Origin of the sequence: Pseudomonas sessilinigenes (assembly GCF_003850565.1) — a bacterium.
Taxonomy (GTDB): Bacteria; Pseudomonadota; Gammaproteobacteria; order Pseudomonadales; family Pseudomonadaceae; genus Aquipseudomonas; species Aquipseudomonas sessilinigenes.
Genome location: NZ_CP027706.1, coordinates 5,726,958 through 5,753,105, shown reverse-complemented (window position 1 = coordinate 5,753,105; position 26,148 = coordinate 5,726,958). Strand labels below are relative to the sequence as shown.

Below are 26,148 nucleotides of genomic sequence, written 5' to 3'. Positions count from 1 at the left end.
TCACAGCCTCGCCTTAAAGATGGCGCACTGGTGTAGCCGCTGCCGCACGGGCGCATAGCGGCCGCCACTTGGCAGGTTCGACTGCGGCTACCAGGCACCGGGTCATGGGCGGTTCCAGGCCGCCGGGTTGACCAGGTTCGGCGGACGCTGGCCCGCGAGCGCCGCGAGGATGTTGTCCACCGCGCAGCGGGCCATGGCCTCGCGGGTTTCGAAGGTGGCCGAGCCGATGTGCGGGGTGGCGACCACGTTGGACAGTTGCAGCAGCGGCGAATGGTGGTCCAGCGGCTCGCGCTCGAACACGTCCAGGCCTGCGCCACGGATGCGCCGCTCCTGCAGCGCCTGGATCAGCGCCGCCTCGTCCACTACCTTGCCCCGGGAAATATTGATGAAGATGCTTTCGGGGCGCATGAGGGCGAACTCTCGGGCGCCGATCAGGCCTTGGGTTTGCGGGGTCAGGGGCAGGGTCAGGCAGATGAAGTCGGCTTCTTGCAGCAGTTGCTCGAGGCTGCGATAGCGGGCCCCGAAGCGTTGCTCCACCGCAGGCTTGGGGTGGTTGCTGTGGTAGATCACCGGCATGCCGAAGCCGAAGTGCCCACGCTGGGCCAGGGCCTCGCCGATACGGCCCATGCCGATGATGCCCAGGGTCTTGCCGTGTACGTCGCTGCCAAAATGCGCCGGGCCGATATTACGGTTCCACTGCCCGGCGCGAACCATGCCGGCCAGCTCCACCACGCGCCGGGCACTGGCCAGGATCAACGCGAAGCCGGTGTCGGCGGTGGTCTCGGTGAGCACGTCGGGGGTGTTGCTCAGGAGGATGCCGCGCCGGGTCAGGTAGTCGATATCGTAGTTGTCGACCCCCACCGAGACGCTGGCCACCGCCTCCAGCCGTGGCGCCCGATCCAGCAATGCCGCATCCAGGCGCAGGCTTGCACCCAGTAGGCCATGGGCCTCGGGCAGGGCCTGGCGCAAGCGCTCCAGGCCGGTATCGTCGAGGTTTTCGATCAGGGTGACCGCCACCTGTTCCTGCAGGCGTGCCATCAGCGACGGTGAGAGTTTTTTGTACAGCAGCAGATGTTTTTTCATGAAAGTCTCTGTGGCGATTCAGGAATGGGCCAGGCGCCGGCGCAGCGCCAGGGGTTTGGCCTGCGGCGTGCTGGCGCCGGGCTTGAGCAACAGGGTGAGCAGCACCGAGAGCAGCAGCGCGCCGCTCATCAGCAGGTAGGAGGCCGCCGGCGAACCGGTGGCGCTGTTCAGGTAGCCCACCAGGTAGGAGCCGCCGAAGGAGCCCAGGGCGCCCATGCTGTTGATCAGCGCCATGGCGCCACCGGCGACGTTGGCCGGCAGGATTTCCGGGACGATGGCGAAGAACGGCCCGTAGGGCGCGTACATGCAGGCCCCGGCGAGCACCAGCAGGGCGTAGGACCACCAGAAGTGCTCCGCCCCCAGCAGGTACGAGCCGTAGAAGGCGAAGGCGGCCACCAGCAGCGGTGGCCAGACGAAGCGCTTGCGCTTCTGGGTTCGGTCCGAGCCCCAGGACACCGCGAGCATGGCGATCACCGCCGCCAGGTAGGGCAAGGCCGAGAGCCAACCGGCCTCGACCATGTCCATCTGCGCGCCTTGCTTGAGGATCGATGGCAACCAGAGGACGAACCCGTAGACGCCGATGCTCCAGCAGAAGAACTGCAGGGCCAGGAGGATCACCTTGGGCGAGCGGAACGCCTCGGCGTAGTTTTTCACCGCCTTGATGCCTTGCTGCTCGGCGGCCAGGGCGTTTTCCAGGTCTTGTTTTTCCTGCTCGCCCAGCCATTTGGCCTGGCTTGGCCGGTCATCGGCCAGGCGCCACCAGATAAAGGCCCAGAGCACTGCCGGCAGGCCTTCGATGATGAACATCCAGCGCCAGCTGAAGTGCTCCACCAGATAACCCGAGACCACCGACATCCACAGCATGGTCACCGGGTTGCCGAGGATCAGGAAGGTATTGGCCCGCGAGCGTTCGGCCCGGGTGAACCAATGGCACAAATACACCAGCATCGCTGGCATCACCGCGGCTTCCACCACGCCGAGCATGAAGCGGATGGCGATCAGCGTGTAGGCGTTGGCGACAATGCCGGTGAGCGTGGCCAGGCCGCCCCAGAGGATCAGGCTGACGAAGATCAGCTTCTTCACGCTGCGCTTTTGCGCATAGATCGCCCCGGGCACCTGGAAGAAGAAGTAACCGAGGAAAAACAGGGCGCCCAACAGCGACGACAGGCCCGGGGTGATGTTCAGGTCGGCGGCCATGCCCGAGGCAGCGGCGAAACCGTAGTTGGCGCGGTCCAGGTAGGCCAGGCTGTAGGTGATGAAGACGATGGGCATGATGTACCACCAGCGGCGGGCGGCGAGTTTGAGCGTATCCATGGGCGTTCTCCTGAGCTTGTTGTTTTTGTCGCAACAGGTGGTTCTTGGGGCGTTTGGCCAGCCGCTACAGCGCCGCCTTGAGGCACGGCGGCTCCGTAGGCAACTCATGGCGATAAGGCAGGCCCTCCATGTCACCCCGGCTCTGTACCGCGCGGCTGCCGGTCCAGTTGGCCCGCTGCACGGCCTCGGCCATGCCGCAGCTTTCCAGCAGGGCGCTGACCAGGCCGACGGCGAAGGCGTCGCCGGCACCCACGGTGTCCACCACCTGGGGCACCGGTACGCCCTCGACGAAGCCGGCATCCTGGTGGGTGCGGTAGTAGGCGCCATGGGCACCGAGCTTGATCACCACCGCCTCGGCACCCTGGTCCAGGTAGAAGGCGGCGATGTCCGCCGGGTCCTCGTGGCCGGTCAGCAGCCGGCCTTCGCCGAGCCCCGGCAGCACCCAATGGGCCAGGGCCGCCAGGCGGTTGATCTCACGGATCATCACGCTCTCGCTGGGCCATAGTGTGGGGCGCAGGTTGGGATCGAAGGACACGCTGCGCCCCGTGGTGCGCTGGGTCCGCATCAGGTATGTGGTGAGTTCCCGGGCCGACTCCGACAACGCTGCGGGAATGCCCGTGGCATGCAGGTGCCGGGCCTGCAGCAGCGGCGGCGCGACGTCACTGATGCCCAAGTGGCTGGCCGCTGAGCCACGGCGGAAATATTCCACCTTGGGGTCATCGCCGTTGTCTTCCCGGGACTTGAGCTGGAAGCCGGTGGGGTGCAGCGGGTCGCAACGCACGAAGCGGCAGTCCAGGCCCTCGGCCTTGAGGGTGTCGAGCACGAAGCGCCCCAGGGAGTCGTTGCCGACCCGGCTCAGCCAGGCGACCTTGAAGCCCAGGCGCGACAGGCCGATGGCCACGTTGCTGTCGGCTCCGGCGATACGTTTGTGGAAGTGCTCGACCTGGGCCAGGTCGCCGCTGTGTTCGGCGACGAACATGGCCATGGTCTCGCCGAAAGACAGGATATCGATCTCAGGCATTGGCGTTCTCCAGTCGCGACTGGCCCAGGCGGGCCAACAACTCGACCTGCCCGGCAGTCACCTGCACCAGGTCGTTGCCTTGCAGCGGGTATTCCACGGCCCGGGTAATACCTTGGGTCATGTGCCGCAGCAGTTGTTCCCACTGATGCAGTTCCGGGCTGCCGGGCGGTATCGCCACCAACTTGCCGTCGACCCGCTGGCGCACCGCCTTGCAGTGCACGTAGCCGACATGCCGGCCCAGCACTCGCGCGGCGTTGACCGCCGATTGTTCCTGCCACTGCCAGTTACCGATGTCGAAGGTCATGCGCAGCGGCAGGTTGAGGGCTTCCACGGCGCTGAAGAAACGCTGGAACGGCTCGATGCGCCCGCCATGGGTGGTCTGGTCGTTCTCTACCAATAGCTGCAGCGGCTGGCGGAACAGCAGGCTGGCCAGGCAGCGCAGGTCGTGGTGTTCGTTGAAGTGACCAAGGGACACCTTGAGCTGCCGGGCGCCGAACTCCCGGGCCCGCTGCAAAGTGGCGGACAGTTCCGGGGCCGGTTCGCAGCGCCCGGGTTGCCACAGTTCCAGGGGCGAGGAATACACGCTGTCCAGCCCGTGTTCACGGGCGCTCCGGGCCAGCTCGGCGGGGTGCTCGCCGGTCAGCAGTTCTTCGCGCCATTCGATGCACGACGCCCCGGCGGCGGCCACCAAGGGGATGAAATACCCCTGGCCATGCTGGCGCACCAGGTCCGCGCCGTAGCTGGACAGGCTGATGGAAACGGGTGATCTGTTCATGTTACCTACCTCTGAAACCGGTTTCATTTTTGTTCGAATAAATGCCGTATTGCTGTCTATCCCTGTGCTCGCCGCACCTTGTGGCCGCTGCGCGTCCATGCGCAGCCTGCGGCAGCGGCTACCCGCGATGCGCCCAGGCTCGCACGGCCTTCCATAGCCTTACTCTCGGGCCTGGCGGGTCGAGCCGCGGACGATCAGTTGTGCGGGAAAGTCCACCACCCGGGCCGGGCCGCTATCGCCGCGCAGGCGCTTGAGCAGGCATTCGAAGGCGCTGGCGCCGATGGCCGCCGTGGGTTGGGCCAGGGCGGTGATACCGTTGCCCACCAGCGGGTACCAGTCCAGGTCGTCCAGGGCGATCAGGCCCAGCTCGCCGAACAGCGGCCGGTCGAGCTGGCGCAGGGCATTGGTGGCTGCCAGGGCAGCCACGCCGTTGGCGCAGAACAGCGCCTTGGGGCCTGGGCCCGGGCTGTCGAGGAAGGTTTGCAGGCCGGCGTTGAGCCCGCTGCCGGTTACCAGCACCTGGCCACGCAGGGCCGGGTGCCGGACGATCTCGGCGTGGAAGCTGGTGCTGCGCTCCAGGCGCGAGCTGGTGCCGTCATGGGGTTCGCTGACCAGCAGCAGGTCGCGGTAGCCCTGTTGTTCCAGGTGCTCGATGGCCAGGTGCACTGCCGCCGGGTTGTCCAGGCCCACCAGGTCAGCCTGCAACTGCGCCAGCTTGCGATCCACCAGCACCATGGGCATTTCCTCCTGCAATTGCTGCAATTGGTCCAGGTGGTGGCCCAGGGTATTCACGATCAGGCCTTCGATGTTGTAGGCCCGCAGGTTGGCCAGGTGCCGGGCTTCCTGCTGGTCGTCGCGGTCGGTGTTGCACACCACCAGGCTGTAGCCGTGCAGGCGGCAGGCGGTTTCCACGCCGTGCATCACGGCAATCGAATACGGGTTGCGGATATCGGCCACCAGCATGCCGATCAGGCGCGTGCGCCCGCGCTTCAGGCCGCGGGCCATCTGGTTCGGGCGATAGCCCAGTTCGCTGATGGCTTGCTCGATGCGCAGGGCGATGGCGTCGGAAAGCAGGGCGCGGTCTTCGCCGATGAAGCGCGACACACTGGCCTTGGAGACTCCGGCACGGTGGGCGACATCGAGCATGGTGACGCGGCTGCGCTGGGCGGCGGAAAACTGATTCACGGGCGATGACCTTGTTCTTGGAATTATCGGTTCGCAGGATCTGTGAGGTTGGCCTGAAACCGGTTTCAGGAAACCGCAGAATCGGTTGCGCCGTCAAGAGCGGTGTGGGGGTAAATCAACGCACATCCAGCTACTGGCTGACCAATGGTGCATTCCGGCCCAGGCCCCGGATGATTGGCCTGGGGCCTGTGGCGACCGGTGGTCTCTCAGGCCCACAGGCTCAGCCAGGTGGCGGCCAGCAACAGCAGCGCCATGCCCCGGTTGAATCGCTGCATCGCCCGGGGCGAGCCCAGCCAGCGGGCCGAGCCAGCCCCCAGCAGGGCCCAGGCGCCCAGGCAGGGCAGGGCGACGAGCAGGAACACCAGCGACAGGCACAGCACCCGACCCTGGCGATCATCCGCAGGCCCGGCGAACACGCTGACCACCGCCAACGCCATCAGCCAGGTCTTGGGGTTCACCAGTTGCAGGGCCGCCGCGCCGAGGAACCCCAAGCGTCGTTGCGCGGCGGTGTGTGCGGTGTGGGTCGGGGCGTGCCAGATCTGCCAGGCCAGGCCGCTGAGCCACAGCAGGCCGACCACTTGCATGGCCAGTTGCACCTCGGGCAGGTGGGCCAGCTTGTCCCCCAGCCCGCCGCCCACCAGCCAGACCATGCCAGCCGCGGCGCCGCCAGCGCCGAAAATGATCGGCAGTGCGGCCCGCAGGCCATAACGGGCACTGTTGCTCAGCACCAGGAGATTGGTTGGCCCCGGGGTGATGGAGGCGACGATGGCGAACATGACGAAGGGCAGCAGGCTGGGCAGGGCAGGCAACATGATGGGGCGCTCCAGTGAAGATCGAAGAGCTGATCTTCGCGGCCCGCGCCTCAGGCGTCTGGAAGCTTTGTGCAGCGCTTGCGGTACAGCGCCGGGCTCAGGCCGTAAGCCCGCATGAACCAGCGCCCGAGATGGCTCTGGTCGGCAAAGCCCAGGGCGCTGGCCACCTCGGCCGGTGCCGCACCGCCGGCCAGCAAGCGTCGGGCGTGGCTCAGGCGCAATTGCACCAGATAGGCGTGGGGCGGCAGGCCGAAGGCGGCCTTGAAGGCCCGGCTCAGGCGGAAACGGTCGACGCCGCAGGCGCTGCTCAGGGCTTCCAGGCTCAGGTCCTGGTAGAGGTGGGCGTGCAGGTAGTCGCGAGCCCGTTGCGCCACCCGGGGCAGGCGCGGGTCGTGGCCATAGCGCTGGCGCCACTGCAGGTGCCCGGTCAATTGCTCGAGCAGGCGATCCATGGCGCTCTGGCGCACGATGCGCAATTCGCCGTGGTGCAGGCTGTGAAATGCCGCGCTGGTGGCCTGGGCCAGCCGTGGATCGCAGGCCAGGGTGCTGTCGAACCCCAGTTGGCTATCGATCGGCGCTTCGGCGAACAGCGCTCCCAGTTCGCGCGTCAGCCATTGCGGGTCCAGGTACAGCATGCGGTAGGTGAAGCCACCGGCGGTGGGCGCCTCGCCGTCGTGGATTTCCCCGGGCTCGAGCAGAAACACCTTGCCGGGTGTACTCTGGTGCCGGGTGCGACGGCAGTTGAACTGCTGTACACCTTGTTCGGTGACCCCCACCAGGTAGCTGTCGTGCCAGTGCGGGTCGTAGGCGTGGCCAGTGAAATGGGCGCGCAGGGTCTCGATGCCGGTGTCGGCGTCCTGGGCCAGGTCGATCCAGTTGTGCGTACTCATGCTGGGCTGCCGGTGGATTTCACCTGGGCATTCAACGACCGGGCTGGACGGGCGTCTAGAAGTTTCGTGCAGTTCAGCTGAACAGTCCGGCGGCGATATTGATGGAAAAGCCCAGGATCGCGGTGTTGAACAAAAAGCCGATCAGCGACTGGGCGAGGACGATCCTGCGCAGTTCGCGGGTGGCCACGCCGACGTCCGAGGTCTGCACGGCCACGCCAATGGTGAAGGAGAAGTACAGGAAGTCCCAGTAGTCGGGGTCCTTCAGGTTCTCGGCGAAGCGCAGGGCCGGCTCCGGGCCGTCCCAGGTGTAGTAGAGGCGGGCGTAGTGGACGCTGAAGATCACCCCCACCAGCAGCCAGGAGCCGATCACCGTCAGGCCGGTGAAACCGTAGTGCAGCAGGCGTCGGGTGGTGTCCAGGTCCTTGCTGCCCACCAGTTCCAGGGTGATGGCCACCAGGCTGGCGATGGCGGCGACGCAGACGATCAGCAGCACCAGCCCGGCGTTTTCGTCCTCGGCCTCGGCGATGCGCTTGACCTGGTCGGCCCGGGCCCGGACCGTGAGCCAGAACATCAACGCCAGGTAGGTCCAGACCGCCACGTTCCAGCCGATGAGGATCTTGCCGGTGAGGGTCTGGGCCGGCACCAGCAAGCCGGCGATGCAGCCGGCCAGGACACCGAAGGTCAGGCGGGGATGGGTACGGATCACGATGGACATGGCGGCTCGCCGTTGCTGGACAGGTGCTGAACCTTAGCACGGCAATTTTGCCGATTTCGCCTGGCGGCAGCCGCGCAGGACCCTCGGCGTTCGGCCAGGCAAGCGCAATTTGGTGTCAGGCGGGCTTGGCCATGATCGCGCTGAACAGCTCGGACTCCAGCCAGCCCTGCAACCAGGCTTGCAGCGCCGGGTAGGGCGCCTGGGCGAACCAGTCGCGATCCACGTGGGCGAACTGGCGGACGAAGGGCAGCAGGGCCGCGTCCGCCAGGCTTGGATGGCCGCCCAGCAGATAGCGCTGCCGGCTCAGTAGCCGCTCCAGGCGCGCCAGGAACAGCTCGCCCTGGGCCCGGTAATGCTCCATCGGTGCCTCGGGGTAACGCTCGGCGTACTTGTAGCGATTGAGGTGGACCTTGAACACCTGATCGTTCTCCTCGATCAGCCCCGCCATCTGCACCCGGGCCTGGGGCTCGCCCAGCAGGCGCCAGTCCCCGGGGTCATTCTGCTCCAGGGCCCAGAGCATGATCTGCAGGCTTTCATCGATCACCCGCTCGCCGACGCTGAGCACCGGCACCGTGCCCTTGGGCGACAGCGCCAGCATTTCGGGTGGCTTAGCCTTGAGGCTGACCTCGACCATTCGTGGCCTCACCCCGGCATAGCGCAGGGCCAGCCGGGCACGCATGGCATAGGGACAGCGGCGGAACGAGTAGAGGGTGGCCTGGGCGTCGTTCATTTCACCTCCAGGTGGCTCAGGCCGTTGCCCTGGCGGCTGACCTGGATCTGTACCGGGATCCGCTCGTGCATTTCCTGCACATGGGAAATCACCGCCACCTTGCGGCCCTGGGCCTGGAGGCCGTCGAGGGCGTCCATGGCCAGCTGCAGCGACTCGGGGTCGAGGCTGCCGAAGCCTTCGTCGATGAACAGCGACTCGATCTTCAAGGTGCTCGAGGCCATGGACGCCAACCCCAGGGCCAGCGCCAGGGACACCAGGAAGGTCTCGCCACCGGACAGCGAATGCACCGAACGCAGTTCGTCGCCCATCTCGGTGTCCAGCACCAGCAGGCCGAGCATGCTGCCGCCGCGCTTGAGGCGATAACGCCGCACCAACTGGCGCAGTTGCGCGTTGGCGTGGTGCACCAGCAGGTCGAGGTTGTAGGCCTGGGCGATCTTGCGGAACTTGTCGCCTTCGGCCGAGCCGATCAGGGCGCTGAGCCGGGCCCAGCGTTGCCATTGCTCGTATGCCTGGGCGATGCCCTGGGCCAGGGCCTGGTTGGCCTCCTGGCGACGTTGGTCTTCGCTCTGCCGGGCACGCAGTTCGGCCACTTGCTGTTCGTCGGCCAATGCCTGTTGCTGGGTGGTTTCCAGGGCCTGGGCCAGTTCCTCGGCTTCCAGGTTGCCGTTGTGCTGGGCCTGGTGCTGCTCCAGGCGCTGCTGGCGTTCCTCGAGCAGTACCCGGGCCTGTTCGATGGCCTTGTCGTTAGCCTGCAGGCGCTCGCGCAGTTGTCGGACCTGGCTGTCGTCCAGTTCCAGCAGCGCTTGCAAACCGGCATCGTCGAGTTGCGGGTGCTGGGCGCGCCACTGCTCGATGCTGGCGGCCAGTTGCTGTTGCTCGGCTTCCAGGGCCTGGCAGCGCTCCTGGCCGGCCTTGAGCTCGGCGGCCAGCTGGATCAGTTGCTGCTGCAGTTCCTGCGCCTGCTGCTGGGCCGTGGCCTGGGCCGAGCGGGCCTGCTCGACACTCTGTTCCAGTTGTTGTTGCCAGTGCTCGGCACTGTCGTGGGCTCCCAGCAATTCGGCCAACCGCTGCTGGCGCGCCTGTTGCTGCTGGTGCAGGGCCTCGGCCTGCTGCCGGGCGTCGTGCAGTTGCTGCTGGCGGGTCTGCTGGCGGTCCTGCTCCTTGTCCAGGGCCAGCTGGCGCTGCTGCTGTTCTTGGGTTTCATCCTGCTGTTCGCGCAGTTGCTCGATGCGTTGCAGCACTTGCTGGTCCAGTTGCATGAAGCTCGCCGCCGGGTCGCGGCGCAGGCCGTCGAGCTGCTCGCTGGGCAGCCATTGGCTGAAGCCGCCAAGCTCTTCGTCCAGGCGCTGGCGATCGGCGTCCAGCTGCTCGCGCTGCTTCTCCAGTTGCTGGGCGGCCTGCTGGCTGGCATCGACGGCGGCCTGCAACTGGCCTTGCAGGCGCGCGGCATCCTTTTGCAGGGTCAGCAGGGCGTCCTGGCGCTGCTCGTCCTGGGTGATGCTCTGTTGCAACTGCTCCAACTGCCGTTGCAACCAGGCATCGCGCTGGGGCGGGTCCTGGTCCAGCAACTGGGCGCCCAGGGGGTGGGCTTGCAGGCTCGGAGCCAGGGCCTCTTGTTGGGTGGCCAGTTGTTCCTGTTGCTGTAGCAAGTCTTTCTGCTGGGCGATCAGGCCCTGGACCTGGGCGCGCAGTTCGGCCAGTTGCTCCTTGAGCCCATCCACGACTTTCCGGGCAGCGGCTTCTTCGTTTTCGTCATGGCGCCCAAGGCTTTGCAACAGGGCCTCGGGTTGGTGATACGGATGCTCGACGCTGCCGCACACCGGGCACGGCTGATCGTCCTGCAATTGCGCGCGCAACTCTTCCACGCTGGCGCTGCGGGCCAGGCGCTGGCGCTCCAGCAGGGCCTGGGTCACGCTCAGGGTCTGCTCGGCTACCGCCAGGTCGGCCTTGGCCTGGATACCGGCCTTGGTCAACGCATCGCGCTCGATGGCCGCCGTTTGTTGCTTGTCCTGCAGGGCCTGGGTGCGCTGCTCCAGCTCTTGCTGCTGGGCCCAGAGCCGGGCCAGGTCCTCGAACGAACGTTGCTGCTTGCGGTTGTCTTGGAGCAGGGTGCCCAGCAATTGGATCTGCTCCGCCACGGCCTGGGGCTCGGCGCCGGCCTCGCGGTACAGCAACTCCAGCTGTGAGCGTTGCTCGCTCAACTGGCGAGCGGCGGTGTCGGCACGCTGCTCAAGGCCCGGCAGTTCCGCCTGGCCCTGGTTCAGGCGATTGCCGATCTGCACCAGTTGCTGCAGGCGCCCGCGATGGGCATCCCAGGCCTCGCTCAGAGGGGCAAGGGCGGCGCTGTGCTGCAGTTGCCCGGCGATCCGCTCCAGGCGCTCGGCCACCAGGCGTTGCTGCTCCTGCAAGTGCTGGATGTCCTGCTGGCCCTGGGTGTTGGCCTGCTCGGCGCGCTCCTGGGCCTGGGTGGCCTGGGCCAGCTCTTGCTCCAGGCGTTGCAGGCTGCCTTGTTCGGCAAAGGCTTCGCGCAGCAATGGGGCCTTGTCGTTGGACTGTTCCTGGGCCTTGGCCAGGCTGGCGGTACTGTCCTGGACCTGTTGCTGGTGCGTTGCCTGCTGCTGTTGCAACTGCGTGTGTCGTGCCTGCTGTTGCTCGATCTGTTGCCGCAGGGGCTCGAGGGTTGCGCTCAGTTCGACCTGGCGCAGGAACTGATGGCGTTGGGGCGCCAGTTGTTCCAGGCGCTCCAGGCGCAGGCGCTTGGGGGCCAGGACCTTTGCCTCTGCCTCGGCTTCCTGCAACTGTTCGGCGGCGCTGTGCCGAGCCTCCTGCCACTGGCGCAATTCCTTGAGCCAGCCGTGCTGGGCCTCCAGCTGCTTGAGTTGCAGTTGCCGGCCCTTGAGCTGGTCACGGGCGGCGCCCAACTGCTGGTCCAGTTCGGCACGTTCTTCGTCTGGCAGCGGGGCAACGCCGCTGGCCTGGGTGGTGAGGGCCTTGTGCGCTTCGTCGGCTTCCTTGGCCTTGCTGAAGGCGCGCTTGCCCAACTGGCTGTAGATCGCCGTATTGGTGAGCTTTTCCAACAGCTCGCTGCGCTCTTTGTCGTCGGCCTTGAGGAAGGCGCTGAACTCGCTCTGGGCCAGCATCACCGCGCGGGTGAACTGTTCGAAGTTGAGCCCCAGGCGTGCTTCGATCAACTGCTTGTATTCGGCCTTGCTCTGGTTGCTCAGCAGTTGCGTATCGTCCAGGTCGGTGAGGCTCTGGCGGCTGCCCTGCAGCTTGCCGTTGGCCTTGTCCCGGGCGCGGTTGGTTTCCCAGCGGGCGCGGTAGCGGCGGCCGTCGATGCCGACGAAGTCCACCTCGGCAAAACCGCTGCCGGTGCCCCGGCGCAACAAGGTGCGGGGATCGCTGGTGAGAATTTCGCTGTCGACTTCCGGGACCTTGGTTTCCCGGCCGATATTGTTCAGCCGTGGCACGGCGCCGAACAACGCCAGGCACAGGGCATCGAGCAGGGTGCTCTTGCCGGCACCGGTGGGGCCGGTGATGGCGAACAGGCCGGCGCTGGCCAGGGGTTCGGCGGTGAAGTCGATCTCGAACGGGCCGGCCAGGGAGGCCAGGTTCTTCAGGCGGATGGCCAGGATCTTCATGGCTGCTCACCTTCGTGCTGGACGTCCTGCAACAGCAGGGCGAAATCCTTGAGGGTCTGTTCATCCGCTTCATTGGCGTAGGCGTCGCGCCAGGCCCGGCGGAACAGTTCTTCGGGGCTCAGTTGATCCAGTTCGATCAGCTGGCCGCCACTGTCTTGAGTGTCGTGCGCACCCTGGCCGGCGTATTCGGCCGCGATCCTCACCAGGCGCACGGCCTTGCCTTGCAGGGCGCTTTCCAGTTGCTGGCGCAAGTCCGGTTGTGGTTCGTCCAGGCGTACCCGCACTTCCAGCCAGGGCTGGCGTTGTTCTTCGGCCAGCAGGTCGATGTCCGGCAGCGTGCCGAGTTGGCTCAGGACTTCGCCCAAGGGGGCGGGACCGACACGTTGCAGGTTGACCGCCCGGGGGATCAGCCGCGGCTCGACGCTGAGCAACCGCTCGCCGTCCAGGCGGATGTCCAGGACCTGGTGCTTGTAGTCGATCTCGGAGAACGACAGCGGGATCGGCGAGCCGCTGTAGCGGATGCGTTCCTCGCCGTTGACCTTCTGTGGCTTGTGCAGGTGCCCCAGGGCCACGTAGCTGATCTGCGGGCCGAACAGGCTGGCGGGCAGGGCCTCGGCGTTGCCGATCACCAGGCTGCGTTCGGAGTCCTCGGAGACTGAGCCGCCGGCCATGTGCGCGTGGCTTACGGCAATCAGGGCCTGGCCCGGTTGGCGGCGTTCCTCGGCGGCGGCAATCAACCACTCATGGACCTGGGCGATGCCCTGGAGGTAGTCCTCGCCCAGGTGTCGGCCGGTGACTTCCGCCGGTCGCAGGAAGGGCAAGGCCAGGCACCAGGCCGCGACCTTGCCGCTGGCATCGGGCAGGGGCAGCAGCAGGCGCTCGGTATCCAGTTGGCCGTCATCGAGCCACAGCACCCGACCCAGGGCATGGGCGTGCAGGCGCCGCATCAATGGCGCAGGCAGTTCGATACGCGAACCGGAATCGTGGTTGCCGGCGATCATCACGATGCTCAGGCCCGGTTGCTGCTCGTGGGCGCTGACGATGAAGTCGTAGAGCCGTTCCTGGGCTTTGACCGGCGGGTTGACGGTGTCGAAGATATCGCCGGCGATCAGCAGCGCGTCGGGCTGCTCGTGCTTGAGCTGGCGCAGCAGCCACTCGAGGAAGCAGGCGTGTTCGAAGTCGCGCTCCTGGCCATGGAGGTTCTGGCCCAGGTGCCAGTCGGAGGTGTGAAACAGACGCAAGGCAGGCTCCGCATGCAAAAGGCTTGGCCGCACGGCAAATGATCGCGGCGAAAGGGCAGGGAGTTTACTGGCAAATGCGTGTTCATGCCCGGCGCCGTGGCAAATTCCCCGGCGCCTCTGTGTGTGGGGCGGCGTTCAGTGGCGGGGTGCGGCGGTGCTCTGGGCGGCGCGCGCTTCGCTGGCGGTGCACCCGAACTGCTGGCGAAAGTGCCGGGCGAACTGGGCCTGGTCGGCAAACCCCCAGCGCGCGGCCAGCTCGCCGATCGACAGGCGGCAATGGGCGTCGCGCAGTTGGCGGTGCACCGCGTAAAGGCGCTGTTGGCGGATCCATTCGCCCAGGCTGAAGGGGCTGTCGGCAAACAGCTTGTGCAGGTAGCGCAGGGAAATGCCGCAGGCGCTGGCGATCTGCCTGGGGTTGAGCTCTGCCGAGCCCAGGTGCTGGTCCACGTAGCTTTCGATGCGTTGCAGGTGCAGGGCAGCCAGGCTGGAGCTTTCGCTGCTGAGCACCCGTTCGTCCTGGCGCAGGGTCAGCAACAGGGTCGCCAGGGCCTGTTCCAGCAGCATATGCCGCGCCGCCGGGGCGCATTCGTCGAAGCGCGCGGCGCACATGGCCAACTGGTCGGCGAAGATCCGCCCCAGGCCGCGCCGGGCATCGAAACAGAAACGGGTGTAGCGCTCGGCGCCGCGCAACTGGCCGTGCAGGGCCTGTTCCGGCAGCTTGAACACCCACAGGTCGTTGTCGCTGGCGTAGCCGAAGCGGTAGGGCGCATCGCCCCGTTCGAAGATGAAGCTGCCGGGGCGGCAATGCAGTTCGCGGCCGTCCTGTTCGAACAGCACTTCGTGGCGCCGGGGAATGGTCACCAGGTAGCAGGCCTGGGTGTCGTTGCTGACCTGCGCCTTGCTTCGGGAATAGCCCAGGCGGCTGGAGCGCAGGCGCGACAGGGCGACGGCGCTGCTGGGGGTTTCCCAGATCCGCAGGTTGCCCTGGAAGGGGCCGTCGCTGCTGAATTCAAGAGACAGGGGAAAGTAGGCGTTGCCAATGGCTTCGGCCCAGCGGGGCTGGCATTGGTGTTCGGGCCAGTAACGGGTGGAAAGTTGCTGAACCATCATCACTCCTGCTTTTTTGTGTTTTTAGTCAGGACAGCACCGGGTGGTCAGCCACGGTGCCGGTGATATTTGGGTAAAAGCGCGGGTCGGTCAATCGGCAGGCGTCAGCCGGTAGCAGGCCGAGGGCGCGAGCGTCGCCTGCCAGCCCGGCGGCACCACGATGTTGGTGGTGGCTTCCTCGATCACGCAGGGACCCTTGAGGGTCTGTCCGGCCTGCAACTGCTCGCCCTGGTAGACCGGTGTCGGTTGCCAGCCGCCAGCCTCGTCGAACAGCATCGAGCGCTGTTCTCGGGGCGTTGCCGGCACCTGTCGCTCGGGGATCGGCAGTTCTGGCATCGGTGGGTGTTGCAGTCGGGCGATCACCGAGCATTCAAGGTTGACCAGTTCGATCGGGCTCTGCGGCTCGCTGTAGGAGAACAGCGCCTCGTGCCGCCTGTGGAAGGCCTCGCGCAGGGCCGCGAGGCCGGCCGGGTCCAGCTCGCTGCTGGCCAGTTCAACGCTGCATTCGTGGATCTGCCCCAGGTAGCGGATTTCCAGGTGGTACTGGGTGTCGATCCGGTTGCCGCTGCTGAAGCCGTCCTGACGCAGGTTCTCCAGGCCCTGTTCGCGCAGCCGGGCCAGGGTCCGGTTGAGTAGCGCCAGGTCCACGTGCTGGTCGTCCAGGCGCATGGGCAGGGTGGTCAACTGGTCGTAGCGGATGTCCGAGAGGATCTGCCCGAAGGCACATAGCCCTGAGGCCACCTTGGGAATCAGCACCACCTGGCTGCCGATTTCCTCGGCCAGGCGGATCACGTGCATGCCCGCCGCGCCGCCGGCGCCGATCAGGGCAAACTGGCGTGGGTCGTAGCCGCGTTCCACCGAGACCCGGCGGATACCGCTGACCATGTTCAGGTTGACCAGGGTGATGATTCCCAGTGCCGCGCGCTCGACGCTGATGCCCAGGGGCTCGGCGATCCGGCTGCCGATGGCCTCCAGCGCTGCCTGGCGTGACAGGCGGATGCTGCCGCCGAGCAAGGCGCCGTCCGCCAGGTAGCCCAGCGCCAGGTTGGCATCGGTCACCGTCGGCTCGCTGCCGCCCTTGCCGTAGCACACCGGCCCGGGGTTGGCCCCGGCGCTGCGCGGGCCGACCTGGAGCATGCCGAAGGGGTCCAGGTGGGCGATGGAGCCGCCGCCGGCACCCAGGGTCTCCACCTGGATCATCGGCACGCCGATGCGATAGCGCAAAAAGTCGCTGTCCTTGCTGAAGTTGGTGCGCCCGCCCTGGCTCAGGGTGATGTCGAAGGAGGTGCCGCCCATGTCCACGGTGATCACGTTGTCGATGCCGAACGGCCGGGCCACGCACAGCCCGGCCTGGGGTGCCGAGGCCGGGCCGGAATTGATCGCATTGACCGCCCGGGTGCTCATGATCGCGCCGGGGGCCAGGCCGCCGTTGGACTGGAAGTAGCGGGTCGGTTGCTGGGCCCCCAGTTCTTCGAACAGGTTGTCGATGCGTTCCACGTAGCGTTGCATCACCGGGCTCAGGTAGGCGTTGACCACGGTGCTGGAGGTGCGGGTGTATTCGCGGATCTGCGGGAACACTTCATTGCCGGTACAGACGAAGACCCCGGGCAGGGCTGCGCGTACCAGTTGTGCGGCGCGCTGCTCGTGAGCCGGGTTGCGTACCGACCAGACAAAGGAGATGGCCACCGCCTGGACCTCCTGCTCGCGAAAGTACTCGATGGCCCGCAGGATCGCCGCCTCGTCCAGGGGGGCGTGCTCCTGGCCGTCGCTGCGCATGCGCCCGCCGATGGGCCGGCGCAGATGGCGTGGCACCAGCATGTGCGCCTGGGGGTAGCTGGCGTCGTAGCGGTGGCCGTCTTCCTTGTGCCCCAGGCGGATCTCCAGGCTGTCTTCGTGGCCGTCGGTGCACAGTAGGCCGACCTTGACCCCGGTCTTTTCGATCAGGGCGTTGAGGGCCACGGTAGTACCGTTGATGCACAGGTCGCAGTCGCCGATGATCTGTGCCGGGCTGCGCCCGAGGGCGTCGGCCATCTGCGCCAGGCCGTTGCGAATGGCCAGGGTGCCGTCCTGCGGGGTCGAGGGGGCCTTGAACAGCTGCACATTGCCGAGCTGGTCGGCGAGGATGAAGTCGGTAAAGGTGCCGCCGGCGTCGATGCCCAGGCGATAGTGTTGCTTGCTCATGGGAGATGCTCCGTGGGGTCAGGGGCGGGCGCGCAGGGCGCGGGTGGCGTCGTGGTCCAGGCGCTGCTCGGTGTCGAACACCACGCCGTAGTCCAGGCGCGCGCCTTCGAGGGAGATCAGGCCGTTGCGCAGGTCTTCGGCCACTCGCTCCAGGGGTCGCAGGAAGGGGTCGCCATAGCCGCCACCGCCGGGATTGAGGTTGATCACCCGCTCCCCCGGTTGCGCGATCAACTGGGCGTTGTGCTGGTAGGCCTGTTCCTGGCCGTCGGCGCGGCGATGGGTCAGGCGTCCGAGCTTGGGCGCCAGCAAGCCGTTGCGCGCCCCGGCGGCCCCGGCGGTGGGCAGTTGCCGGCCTTCGCCGAAACCCACCACGGTCATGGGGTGCTGCAAGGGTTCGATCTCGATGCAGGTGCCCGAGCCGCCGCGAAACTGCCCGGCGCCGCCGCTGTCGGTGATCAGGCTGTAGCGGTGGATGAGGATCGGGTAGGCGTATTCCAGCAGTTCGATGTCGCCGGACATCAGCGCGCCGAAGCAGCACAGCGGGCCGCAGGCCGGCCAGCCGTCCATGGCCTGGTTGGCCCCGGCCCCGGAGATGATCGAGGCCAGGACCATGGTCACGTATTCGGCGTTGTCGTTGCGCGGGTCGTGGCCGGCGATGTTGATTCCGCTGGCATGGCCCCAGGACGCGGTGACCCGTTCCGGCGCGGCCTGTTCCAGGGCTTGGCGCACCGCGTCGGCGAGGGTTTCCATGGGGGTGGTGGTGCTGTTGACGTGGGGCGCGGGTTCGCTGGCGTTGCACAGGGTTCCTGGCTCCCCCAGGTCGACGCTGATGCAGCGATACAGGCCCTCGTTATAGGGCGGCGGCACCTGGGCGAACATCATCAGCCCAAGGTACACCCCGGACACCGAGTTGCCGGCGTAGGAGTTGATGAAGTAGGGCACCTGGGGCGGGCTGTCGATGCGCACCCGGGCCTGATCGCCGCTGATCTGCACCTGGGCGGTGATGGTCAGCTGGCCCAAGCCGTGGCCCGAGTCCTCCAGCACCGCGCTGCCATGGTAGAGGCCATCCGGCACCTCGCGCAGCAGCGCGCGCATGTGCCGGTCGGCCATGTCCTTGAGCTCGCCAATGCAGGCGCGCACCTGCTCCACGCCGTAGCGCTCCAGGAGTTGCAGCAGGTGCCGCTCGCCGACGCTGCAGGCGCCGTACTGGGCATTCAGGTCGCCTTCCTGGTAGACCCGGGCGCGCATGTTGGTCAGCAGCAGGTTGATCACATCCTCGCGGCGCTGGCCCCGGGACCAGAGCTTGACCGGAGGAATCCGCAGGCCCTCGGCGTAGATTTCCCTGGCGTCCGGGTTGTAGCCGGCGGGCACCGGGCCGCCGATGTCGGTGAGGTGGCCCTTGCACACGGTCCAGAACACCAGTTCGCCCTGGTAGAACACCGGTTTGTACATGCAGCAGTCGAGGATATGGCTGCCCTGGTAGGCCGGGTCGTTGTGGTAGATCACGTCCCCTTCGTGGATGTCGTCGCCGAAGAACCCGGCCACGCATTTCATGGCCGGGATCAGCGAGCCGAGGTGGATCGGGATGTCCTGGCCCTGGAGGACCATTTCCGGGAGGTGGTCGAACAACGCATTGGAGTAGTCGTGGGCCAGGTTGAAGACGCTGGAACGGCCGGTTTTCTCCAGGGTCAGGGTCATTTCACGCTGGGCGGTCTCCAGCGCCCCTCGCACCACGGCGAGGGTGATCGGATCTACTGTGCTCATGGCTCACCTGAGTTCTTGTTGTTCTCGAGGTGGTGCGCGACGGCTGTTGCGCCCACGGCCTTAAGTTACGCGCAGGCATGCGCCCCTGGCTTGTCGCCGGGTGCAGGGCTTTTTGCGTTCTGGTGCACGGCCGCCATCGCTGAATGCAGGAGGGGCGCTGCCCGCGAAGAGGCCCGCGAGATCACCTTCGCGGGCAGGCCGGCTCCTGGGGGCGGGTTACTTGGGGTAGAGCGGTGGCAGGCTCGTGGTGTCGGCTTGCGGGGCCTGGGTCCGCTCGGCTACGGGGAGGGTGCCGACCGCTCGCCACAGCTCCTCGCCTTGCCAGTACTGGCCGCTTTCGCTGTAGAGGGCGCCGTTGAGTCCGTCCAGGGCGTCGGAGAGCAGGACAAAACGCGCAGCCATTTCGGCCAGGGTCTCGGGTTGCTGGCGGGCCCAGGCATCCAGGGCCTGGCGCGTGGCTTGGGGATCGTTGGCCTGGCAGGCACGCTTGAGGTCGTCCAGCAGCGAGCGCGGGCTAGGGCCGCTCTGGGCCACCCGTGCTACCGCCGGTTGCGAGCGGGCGCGCCACCACAGGCCGAAGCCCAGCAGGGTGGTACAGGCCAGCAGCAGCGTACTGAGTTGCCAGAGCCACAGGCCTTCGGCGGTGTTGCTGGCCTGTGGGGTGCTGGCCGGAGTGTCCACCATCAGGTTCGGGTTGCTTGCCACCTGCAGGGTTCGTGCCGGCAGGCTGGCGTGTTCCAGGCGGTCTTGCTGGGTGTTCCACCAGGTGACTTCCATGGCCGGCAGCTCGATGTTGCCGGTCCGGCTCGGCACCAGGGCCTGGCGCTCTTCGCGGATGCCCAGCACACCTTGCTCGACCGGCTGGTTGCTCAGTTGCGGCTGATCCGGGTAGCTGCGCAGGCCACTGACCTCGGTGGTCGGTAGCGGCGGCAACTGGGCGCTGGATAAGCCCTCGGCGCGCAGGGTCAGGCTGCGGGTCAGGGAGTCGCCGACCTGGGGTTGCTCGGGCTCGGGGCTCCAGCTCTCGCTCAGGCTCAGGCTGCGGGCCGGTAGCCAGGGCTCGTCGGCAGGGTAGGTGGCCGGCTTGGCCATGACCGCAAGCTCCATTGGCGCCGAGCTGACATGGATCAGCTTGCCGGACCTGGAGGCTTGGGGCGAGTTGTCCTGGGGGTTGCCGGGAGTCGCCAGGGTGGCGCTGAACGTCAGCGATGGGATCTTGAGCACGCCGCTGCGCTGGGGGTAGATGGCATAGCGCATCTCGATCACCCCGTGGCGCACGCCATTGATGAGCTTCTCGTAGGTGCGCGGTTCTCCCAGCTGTTCGACCCGGGCATCGCTCAGTTGCAAGGGGCTCAGGTTACTGTCATCGAACAACGGCACCGAATGGTAGATGTGCAGGGTCAGCAGGGCCTGGGCCTGGACATAGACCTTGGGCTGGTCCAGCTCGGCATCGATGAACACCGGCTCCAGGTGCGTTTGCTGCTCCTGCGCAGGGGTGGCGTTGACCTGCAGGGTCAGGGCCTGGCTGCGCATCTCGCCCAGTTGCAGTGGCTCGATGGCCAGCGTGCCGGTGTGCAGCGGCAGCAGGGTGATGATCCAGCGGGTACTGGCGTGGCTGTCCCCGAGGCTGTTGAGCTGGTTGACCTGGCGCGTACCGCGTACTTCGAACTGCGCCTGCAGAGGGGTCAGGTCCGGCTTGCCGAACTGGGTGACATCACTGGACTCCAGGGTCAGCTCGACGGTTTCCCCGGCGTTCACCTGGCTGCGGTCCAGGCTGGCGAGCAGCCCGGCGGCCTGGGACTGTGAGCACCAGAGCACAAGGGCAAGCAGAAGGGCGGTGCAGCGGCTCATCGAGTTTTTCCCTGATCCTGATGGGTTTGCTGTTCGTACCAGAACTTGCGCCTGAGCAGTTCCCCCGGATCGTCCGGGATCTTGCGCAGCCACTGCTCCAGTGCCTGTTGGTGTTCAGCATCCAGGCTGTCTACCGCCGGGCGCAGCGGGGTGGTTGTGTGTTCGTCGTCCAGTTCGCTGCCGGGGACCTCGCTGTGCCCTGGGGCCTGCGGGTCCGGTTGCGTGGTTTCACCTGTACCTGGCGTCGCCGGAGGAGGCTCGACTGGAGTCTCGCTGCCGGGCACCGGGGTGGTGGCCGCGCCATTGGCCTCGGAGCGGGCACTGTCCTCGGCCTCGGGGTCGGCCGTCTGTGGCGCTGGCGGCTCGGCAGCCTGTTGCTGCAGCAGGCTTTGCACCAGGGCCAGGTTCTGCTGTGCCGGTTGCAGGTCGGGCTCCAGGTCCAGCGCCTGTTCGTAGGCGTCGACAGCCGCCTCCAGCTCGCCGCTGCGGGCCAGGGCATTGGCGCGATTGTAATGGGCGCGGGCATCGTTGCCTTCGGCAAAGCGCTCGGCGGCGGCAGTGTAGTTGCCGGCTTCGTACAACGCCATGCCTTGCCACTGCCGGTCCTGGAAGTGCCGCGCGGCTTCGGCTGGGCGCTGTTGCTGCAACAGGCGCTGGCCCTGTTGGTCGGGGCGCAGCCAGAGATCGTTGAAGTCGAAGGCGTAGCTGGGTTGTGGTGCGCCGAGCAACAGCAGCGGCAGGCAGAACAGCCAGCCTCGGCGACCGGCGCAGGCGGCCAGGAGCAGCAACGGTAGCAGCAGCCAATAACCCTGATCGGCCCAGGTATCCAGGCGCAGGGTCTGGCCGTCGTTGCGCACGCCTTGGGGGTTGCCTAGCAGGCCCAGGCCTCGCAGGTCGCTGTCATCCAGGCGTGCCTGGCGATAACGGCCGTCGACCTCACCGATGAATTGCTTGAGGCTCGGGCTGTCCAGGCGCGATACCAGGATCGCCCCCAGGTCATCCTTGAGGTAACTGCCATCATCCAGAGGCACCGGGGCCCCGTCGCGACTGCCGATACCCAGCATCAGCAACTGTGGGCCATCGCCGTCCAGGGCCTGGCGGATGCCCTGGCGCTCCTGTTCGCTGAGGGAGGAGGCCATCAGCAGTACCCGGCCCTGGCCCAGGGCACCCTGGTCCAGCAGCTTGAGCGCCTTGAGCAAGGCCAGGTCGGCGCGCTGGCCGGCCTCGGGCATGATCGACGGCTTGAGGGCGTCCAGCAGGTTGCGACTGGTCGCCAGGTCGTCGGACAGCGGCACCAGGGTGTGGGCGCTGCCGGCATAGACCACGATGGCGGTCTGGGCATCGCTGCGCAGGGCCAAGAGGTCCAGCAGTTTGTGCCGGGCCTGGTCCAGGCGATTGGGCGGCACATCGCCGGCCAGCATCTGCGGGGTCAGTTCCAGCAGCACCACCAGCGGATCGGCGGGCTTCTGGCTGGTCTGTTCCACGCGCTGCCAGCTGGGGCCCATCAGGGCCAGCACCGCCAGCAACCAGGCCAGGCCCAGGGCGATCCATGGCAGCTTGCTTTCGCGACCACTGCCGCCGCTGAGCAGGGCGGCATGAAAGGCCGGTGGCAGGATCAGTTGCCAGCGTCCGGCACGTTTCTGCCGGTGCCAGAGCTTCCATAGCAGCAATGCCAGCAGCGGTAGCACCAGCAGCCACCAGGGTCGGAACCAGTGAGGCCAGAGGCTGATCATCGACGCCTCCGCAGGCGCAGGCGCTTGAGGCGTTGTCGCCAGTCGGGCAAGGGTTGCAGAAAGTGCTCCTGGGTGAGGAATCGTTGCAGGGGGTTGTGCGGCCAGCGCTCGCGCACCACCAGCAGTACGCTGAGCAGCAGCGCCGCCGCCAGTGGCCAGCTATACAGGGCCTGGGCCGGACGGGCCTGGGTCGGTTGCTGGGCCACCGGCTCCAACTGGTCGAGGGTGTCCTTGATCGTCGCCAGCTCCTGGCCGTCGCGGGCACGGAAGTAGCGCCCGCCGGTGACCTCGGCCAGCTCCTTGAGCGCCGGTTCGTCCAGGTCCAGGCTGGGGTTGATCCCCAGTACGCCCAGGGTGGCGCTCTGTTCGGGATCGGCACCGATGCCGATCGGATAGATCTTCACGCCTTCCTCGGCGGCCAAACGCGCGGCGGTGATGGGGGCGATCTCGCCGCCATTGTTGGCGCCATCGGTCACCAGGATCAGCACCCGGCTCTGGGCCGGGCGCAGGCGCAGGCGTTTCAGGGCCAGGCCAATGGCGTCGCCGATGGCGGTGTTCTTGCCGGCGATGCCGATCTTCGCCTCATCCAGCCAGACCCGCACCGTATGCCGGTCGAAGGTCAGGGGCGCTTGCAGGTAGGCCTTGCTGCCGAACAGGATCAAGCCCACCCGGTCGCCTTCGCGATGTTCGAGAAAGTCTCCCAAGAGGTGCTTGACCAGGCTCAGGCGGCTGACGTCCTCGTCTTGCCACTGCATGTCGGGGAAATCCATGGAGCCGGAAACATCCACCGCCACCAGCAGGTCGCGGCCGCTGGCGGCCACCGGCAGCGGTTCCCCCAGCCATTGTGGGCGTGCCGCCGCCAGTAGGAGCAGGACCCACAGCAGGATGAAGCGGGCCTGCTGGCGCCAGGTGGGCAGGTGCGCCCGGGCGCGCCTGCGCGACAGGCTTTCCAGGTCGCTGAGGAAGCTGACCTTGAGCGCCGGTTCGCCGCTATCGGCCACTGGCAATACCAGGCGCAACAACCAGGGCAGGGGCAGCAGGGCGAAGACCCATGGCCAGGCGAACTCAAACATGCTTGCGAATCCAGGTATCCACCGCCTGGGTCAGGCCGGCGATGGCTTTGTCGTCGAGCTTGCACTCGGGCTTGTAGGCGCCTTCGACCAAGACCATCCAGCGGGTCAGCCCGGCGGCCGGGCAGCGGTTGTCGAGGAACGCCAGCCACTTGCGACCGTTGAGGGTATGGCTCTGGCTATTGGGGTAGTGGTTGCGGCACAGGCGCTTGAGCAGCGCGTTGAGCGCCTGCAGCCAGGCGCCGGCCGGGGCGCCGTCATAGGGCTTGGGCAGCAGCGCCAGTTCCGCCAGGGCGGCCAGGCGCACCGGGTCCAGGGGTTGCTCGGCCCGGGTCGGTGCTTTCTTGCGTGGCCACAGGTGCCGCCAATGCCAGGCCGCGAAAGCCAATGCCGGTAGCAATACGGCCAGCAACCACCAGCCTGGCGCCGGAGGCCACAGGCCGACTGGCGGCGGTGGCAGCAGGGGTTGCAGTTGCTCCAGGCTGCTCATCGGCCGGCTCCCGGACGCTGCGGGTTGAGGTACTCGCGCAGTTGCTCGACCATCTCGCTCTGGGTACTCAAGGGCATCAGCAATACCCGCAGTTTTTGCGCCAGGCGCTCCCAACGGGCGATGCGTGCTTCGCTCTGGGCACGGTAGGCCTGGCGCAGCTCATAGCTCAGGGTATCGAGTTCCAGCTGTGCGCCGCGCTCGGCGAAGCGCATCAGGCCGGCGGCGGGCAGGGCGTGGTCCAAGGGATCGGAGAGCGGCATCAGTAGCAGGTCGCAATGACGCGACAGCAGGCTCAGTTGTTGCTCGGCGGCATCGCTCAGGGCGCGCTCGTCGCAGATCACGATCACCAGGCTGCCAGGGCGCAGCACTTCGCGGCCGCGCAGCAGGGCGGTGCCGAGGGCGTCGCGCTGGGGCTGGGCTTCGGCGTGCAGCGACTGGTTGACCCGCACCAGGCGGTTGAGCAATTGCAGCAGGCTCTGCTTGCTGCGCCGGGGCTTGATCTCGTAGTGCTCGTCGTCGCCAAAGACCAGGCCACCGACCCGGTCGTTGTGGCCCAGGGCGGCCCAGCCGATCAGGCTCGCGGCCTGGGCGGCGAGCACCGACTTGAACATCAGCCCGGAGCCGAAGAACAGCTGGCGGCTCTGCTCGACCATGATGAAGATTGGCCGCTCGCGCTCTTCGTGGAACAACTTGGTATGGGGTTCCTGGGTCCGCGCGGTGACGCGCCAATCGATGGTGCGCACGTCGTCGCCGGCCTGGTAGACCCGTACCTGGTCGAAGTCCACCCCACGCCCGCGCAGCTTGGAATGGTGCAGCCCCACCAGCGGGCTGCGCTGGCTGGGCGTGGAGAACAGCTGCACCTCGCGCACGCGGTGGCGCATCTCGATCAGTTCACCGAGGGTGATGCGGATGCCGGGTTCGGCGCTGGCGTGGGTCATGGAGGTCAGGCGACGGCAACGACGTCGAGGATGCGCTGTACCACACGGTCCTGGTCGATGCCTGCCGCTTCTGCTTCGAAGGACAGGATGATGCGATGGCGCAACACGTCGAACAGCACCGCCTGGATGTCCTCGGGGCTGACGAAGTCGCGTCCGGCCAGCCAGGCATGGGCGCGCGCGCAGCGATCCAGGGCGATGGAGCCGCGGGGGCTGGCGCCGTAGGCGATCCACTCGGCCAGTTCCGGGTCGAACTTGCCCGGGGTGCGGGTGGCCATGACCAGTTGCACCAGGTATTCCTCCACCGCATCGGCCATGTACAGGCCGAGGATTTCCTTGCGGGCGGCGAAGATCGCCTGCTGGCTGACCCGTCGCTCCGGCATGGTCTCGCCGTTCAGCGCTTCGCCCCGGGCCTGCTGGAGGATGCGCCGCTCCACGGCGGCATCCGGGAAACCGATCTTGACGTGCATCAGGAAACGGTCGAGCTGGGCTTCGGGCAGCGGGTAGGTGCCTTCCTGCTCGATGGGGTTCTGGGTCGCCATCACCAGGAACAGCGGCGACAGTTCATAGGTGCTGCGACCGACGCTGACCTGGCGCTCGGCCATGGCCTCCAGCAGCGCCGACTGGACCTTGGCCGGGGCCCGGTTGATCTCGTCCGCCAGCACCAGGTTGTGGAAGATCGGGCCTTGCTGGAACACGAAGCTGCCGGTTTCCGGGCGATAGATCTCGGTGCCGGTGATGTCGGCGGGCAACAGGTCGGGGGTGAACTGGATTCGATGGAACTGTGCTTCGACGCCGTCGGCCAACTCCTTGATGGCCTTGGTCTTGGCCAGGCCCGGAGCGCCCTCGACCAGCATGTGGCCGTCGGCGAGCAGGGCGATGAGCAAGCGCTCGATGAGTTTTTCCTGGCCGAGAATCTGCGTTGAAAGAAAGGTTCGCAGCGCTAAGAGCGCTTCACGATGTTCCATCGATGAGTGTTCCTGGAGAGGGTGCGCCCGGACGTTGTGATAACGCCTGGGCCGGGGGCGATACTTTAATCCATAGCAGGCCCCGCCGACTAACGGGGAAAGAGTGATTTCGAAAAAATCCCGACTTTTTCGCAAGGCGCCTGGCACGACCGGAGCCTGGTGCCCGCTATGGGGGCATGTGCAGCTTGCGGTAGTGGCTACACGATGCCCTCGGCACCCTAGGAACTGGCGCCTGCTGCCACAGGCTCAGGACAGTTGGCTGATGTAGGTGCCGGTGCCCTTGAGGATGTTCTTGAGGGTCAGCTCCACTTCGGCCAGGTCGGCGGCGCTGGTGGCGTGGTGGATTTGCAGGTGGTCCGAGCCGTTGAGGGCATCGGCGTCGGTCGCGGCGATCTCGATCAGCAGGGTGGTGGGGCTGAGGGTCACCTTGACCCCGTCCAGGGTCGAGGGCTCGCCGTCGAGGGTGATTTCCAGCTCATCCTCGTCCGGATAGCGGCTCATCAGGAACATCTCGCCCTGGGTGCTGTGGCAGCAGAGCATGGCCATGTTGTCTTCTTCGTCATCGCAGGGGTTGGCGATCAGGTGGGCGGTGGTCATCTGCATGGAGGTATTCCTGGGGCAGGGCAAAAGAGGCAATTCTGC

21 protein-coding genes are annotated in these 26,148 nt (G+C 66.9%); all 21 read right to left on the bottom strand.

Translation table 11 applies throughout. The annotated features are described in order from the left end of the window. Nucleotides 1-102: 102 nt before the first annotated feature. Nucleotides 103-1,083: a 2-hydroxyacid dehydrogenase gene (locus C4K39_RS26340; protein WP_124347799.1), complete on the bottom strand. Its 981-nt coding sequence runs from the start codon at nt 1,081-1,083 to the stop codon at nt 103-105. A gap of 18 nt (nt 1,084-1,101) precedes the next feature. Next, the gene (locus tag C4K39_RS26335) at nt 1,102-2,397 is read right to left on the bottom strand and encodes an MFS transporter (protein ID WP_068588231.1); all 1,296 of its coding nucleotides are present in this window, start codon (nt 2,395-2,397) and stop codon (nt 1,102-1,104) included. 64 nt (nt 2,398-2,461) lie between these two features. Then, nucleotides 2,462-3,418 (bottom strand): sugar kinase, encoded by a 957-nt coding sequence (locus tag C4K39_RS26330; RefSeq protein WP_124347798.1) that lies wholly within the window; start codon nt 3,416-3,418, stop codon nt 2,462-2,464. After that, entirely contained in the window at nt 3,411-4,193 is a 783-nt protein-coding gene (locus C4K39_RS26325) for a sugar phosphate isomerase/epimerase family protein (RefSeq protein WP_068588237.1), read from the bottom strand. The genes C4K39_RS26330 and C4K39_RS26325 overlap by 8 nt, the downstream gene beginning before the upstream one ends. Before the next feature lie 159 nt (nt 4,194-4,352). Next, a complete protein-coding gene (locus tag C4K39_RS26320; RefSeq protein WP_124347797.1) occupies nt 4,353-5,378 on the bottom strand; it encodes a LacI family DNA-binding transcriptional regulator in 1,026 nt (341 codons plus the stop codon). A gap of 206 nt (nt 5,379-5,584) precedes the next feature. Continuing rightward, a complete protein-coding gene (locus tag C4K39_RS26315; RefSeq protein ID WP_124347796.1) occupies nt 5,585-6,190 on the bottom strand; it encodes a LysE family translocator in 606 nt (201 codons plus the stop codon). Nucleotides 6,191-6,240: 50 nt separating this feature from the next. Then, nucleotides 6,241-7,080 carry an AraC family transcriptional regulator gene (locus C4K39_RS26310; RefSeq protein WP_124347795.1) on the bottom strand — a complete coding sequence of 280 codons (840 nt, stop codon included), beginning with the start codon at nt 7,078-7,080 and terminating at the stop codon, nt 6,241-6,243. 73 nt (nt 7,081-7,153) lie between these two features. After that, complete coding sequence (locus C4K39_RS26305) at nt 7,154-7,795, bottom strand: DUF1345 domain-containing protein (RefSeq protein ID WP_053129007.1); 642 nt, start codon at nt 7,793-7,795, stop codon at nt 7,154-7,156. A gap of 115 nt (nt 7,796-7,910) precedes the next feature. Then, complete coding sequence (locus tag C4K39_RS26300; protein WP_124347794.1) at nt 7,911-8,525, bottom strand: glutathione S-transferase; 615 nt, start codon at nt 8,523-8,525, stop codon at nt 7,911-7,913. Next, a complete protein-coding gene (locus tag C4K39_RS26295; protein WP_124347793.1) occupies nt 8,522-12,166 on the bottom strand; it encodes an AAA family ATPase in 3,645 nt (1,214 codons plus the stop codon). Before C4K39_RS26295 ends, C4K39_RS26300 begins: the two co-directional genes overlap by 4 nt. After that, complete coding sequence (locus C4K39_RS26290; protein ID WP_068595962.1) at nt 12,163-13,407, bottom strand: exonuclease SbcCD subunit D C-terminal domain-containing protein; 1,245 nt, start codon at nt 13,405-13,407, stop codon at nt 12,163-12,165. The genes C4K39_RS26295 and C4K39_RS26290 overlap by 4 nt, the downstream gene beginning before the upstream one ends. A 135-nt stretch (nt 13,408-13,542) precedes the next feature. Further along, complete coding sequence (locus tag C4K39_RS26285; protein WP_124347792.1) at nt 13,543-14,514, bottom strand: AraC-like ligand-binding domain-containing protein; 972 nt, start codon at nt 14,512-14,514, stop codon at nt 13,543-13,545. Between the two features lie 90 nt (nt 14,515-14,604). Next, the gene (gene capA, locus C4K39_RS26280) at nt 14,605-16,695 is read right to left on the bottom strand and encodes a caprolactamase subunit alpha (RefSeq protein ID WP_124347791.1); all 2,091 of its coding nucleotides are present in this window, start codon (nt 16,693-16,695) and stop codon (nt 14,605-14,607) included. A gap of 18 nt (nt 16,696-16,713) precedes the next feature. Beyond that, entirely contained in the window at nt 16,714-18,459 is a 1,746-nt protein-coding gene (gene capB, locus C4K39_RS26275; RefSeq protein ID WP_068588266.1) for a caprolactamase subunit beta, read from the bottom strand. 216 nt (nt 18,460-18,675) lie between these two features. After that, entirely contained in the window at nt 18,676-20,310 is a 1,635-nt protein-coding gene (locus C4K39_RS26270) for a BatD family protein (RefSeq protein ID WP_068588269.1), read from the bottom strand. Continuing rightward, entirely contained in the window at nt 20,307-22,043 is a 1,737-nt protein-coding gene (locus C4K39_RS26265) for a VWA domain-containing protein (RefSeq protein ID WP_068588272.1), read from the bottom strand. Before C4K39_RS26265 ends, C4K39_RS26270 begins: the two co-directional genes overlap by 4 nt. Continuing rightward, nucleotides 22,040-23,116, bottom strand: a complete 1,077-nt coding sequence (locus C4K39_RS26260; protein WP_068588274.1) for a vWA domain-containing protein — start codon at nt 23,114-23,116, stop codon at nt 22,040-22,042. The genes C4K39_RS26265 and C4K39_RS26260 overlap by 4 nt, the downstream gene beginning before the upstream one ends. Then, nucleotides 23,109-23,603, bottom strand: a complete 495-nt coding sequence (locus tag C4K39_RS26255; protein WP_068588277.1) for a DUF4381 domain-containing protein — start codon at nt 23,601-23,603, stop codon at nt 23,109-23,111. Before C4K39_RS26255 ends, C4K39_RS26260 begins: the two co-directional genes overlap by 8 nt. Further along, nucleotides 23,600-24,541 (bottom strand): DUF58 domain-containing protein, encoded by a 942-nt coding sequence (locus C4K39_RS26250; protein WP_068588279.1) that lies wholly within the window; start codon nt 24,539-24,541, stop codon nt 23,600-23,602. The genes C4K39_RS26255 and C4K39_RS26250 overlap by 4 nt, the downstream gene beginning before the upstream one ends. A 5-nt stretch (nt 24,542-24,546) precedes the next feature. Further along, entirely contained in the window at nt 24,547-25,506 is a 960-nt protein-coding gene (locus C4K39_RS26245; protein ID WP_068588282.1) for an AAA family ATPase, read from the bottom strand. A 246-nt stretch (nt 25,507-25,752) separates the two neighbouring features. Beyond that, on the bottom strand, nt 25,753-26,109 hold the full coding sequence (locus tag C4K39_RS26240) for a hypothetical protein (protein WP_068588284.1): 357 nt from the start codon (nt 26,107-26,109) through the stop codon (nt 25,753-25,755). Between the last annotated feature and the right edge of the window lie 39 nt (nt 26,110-26,148).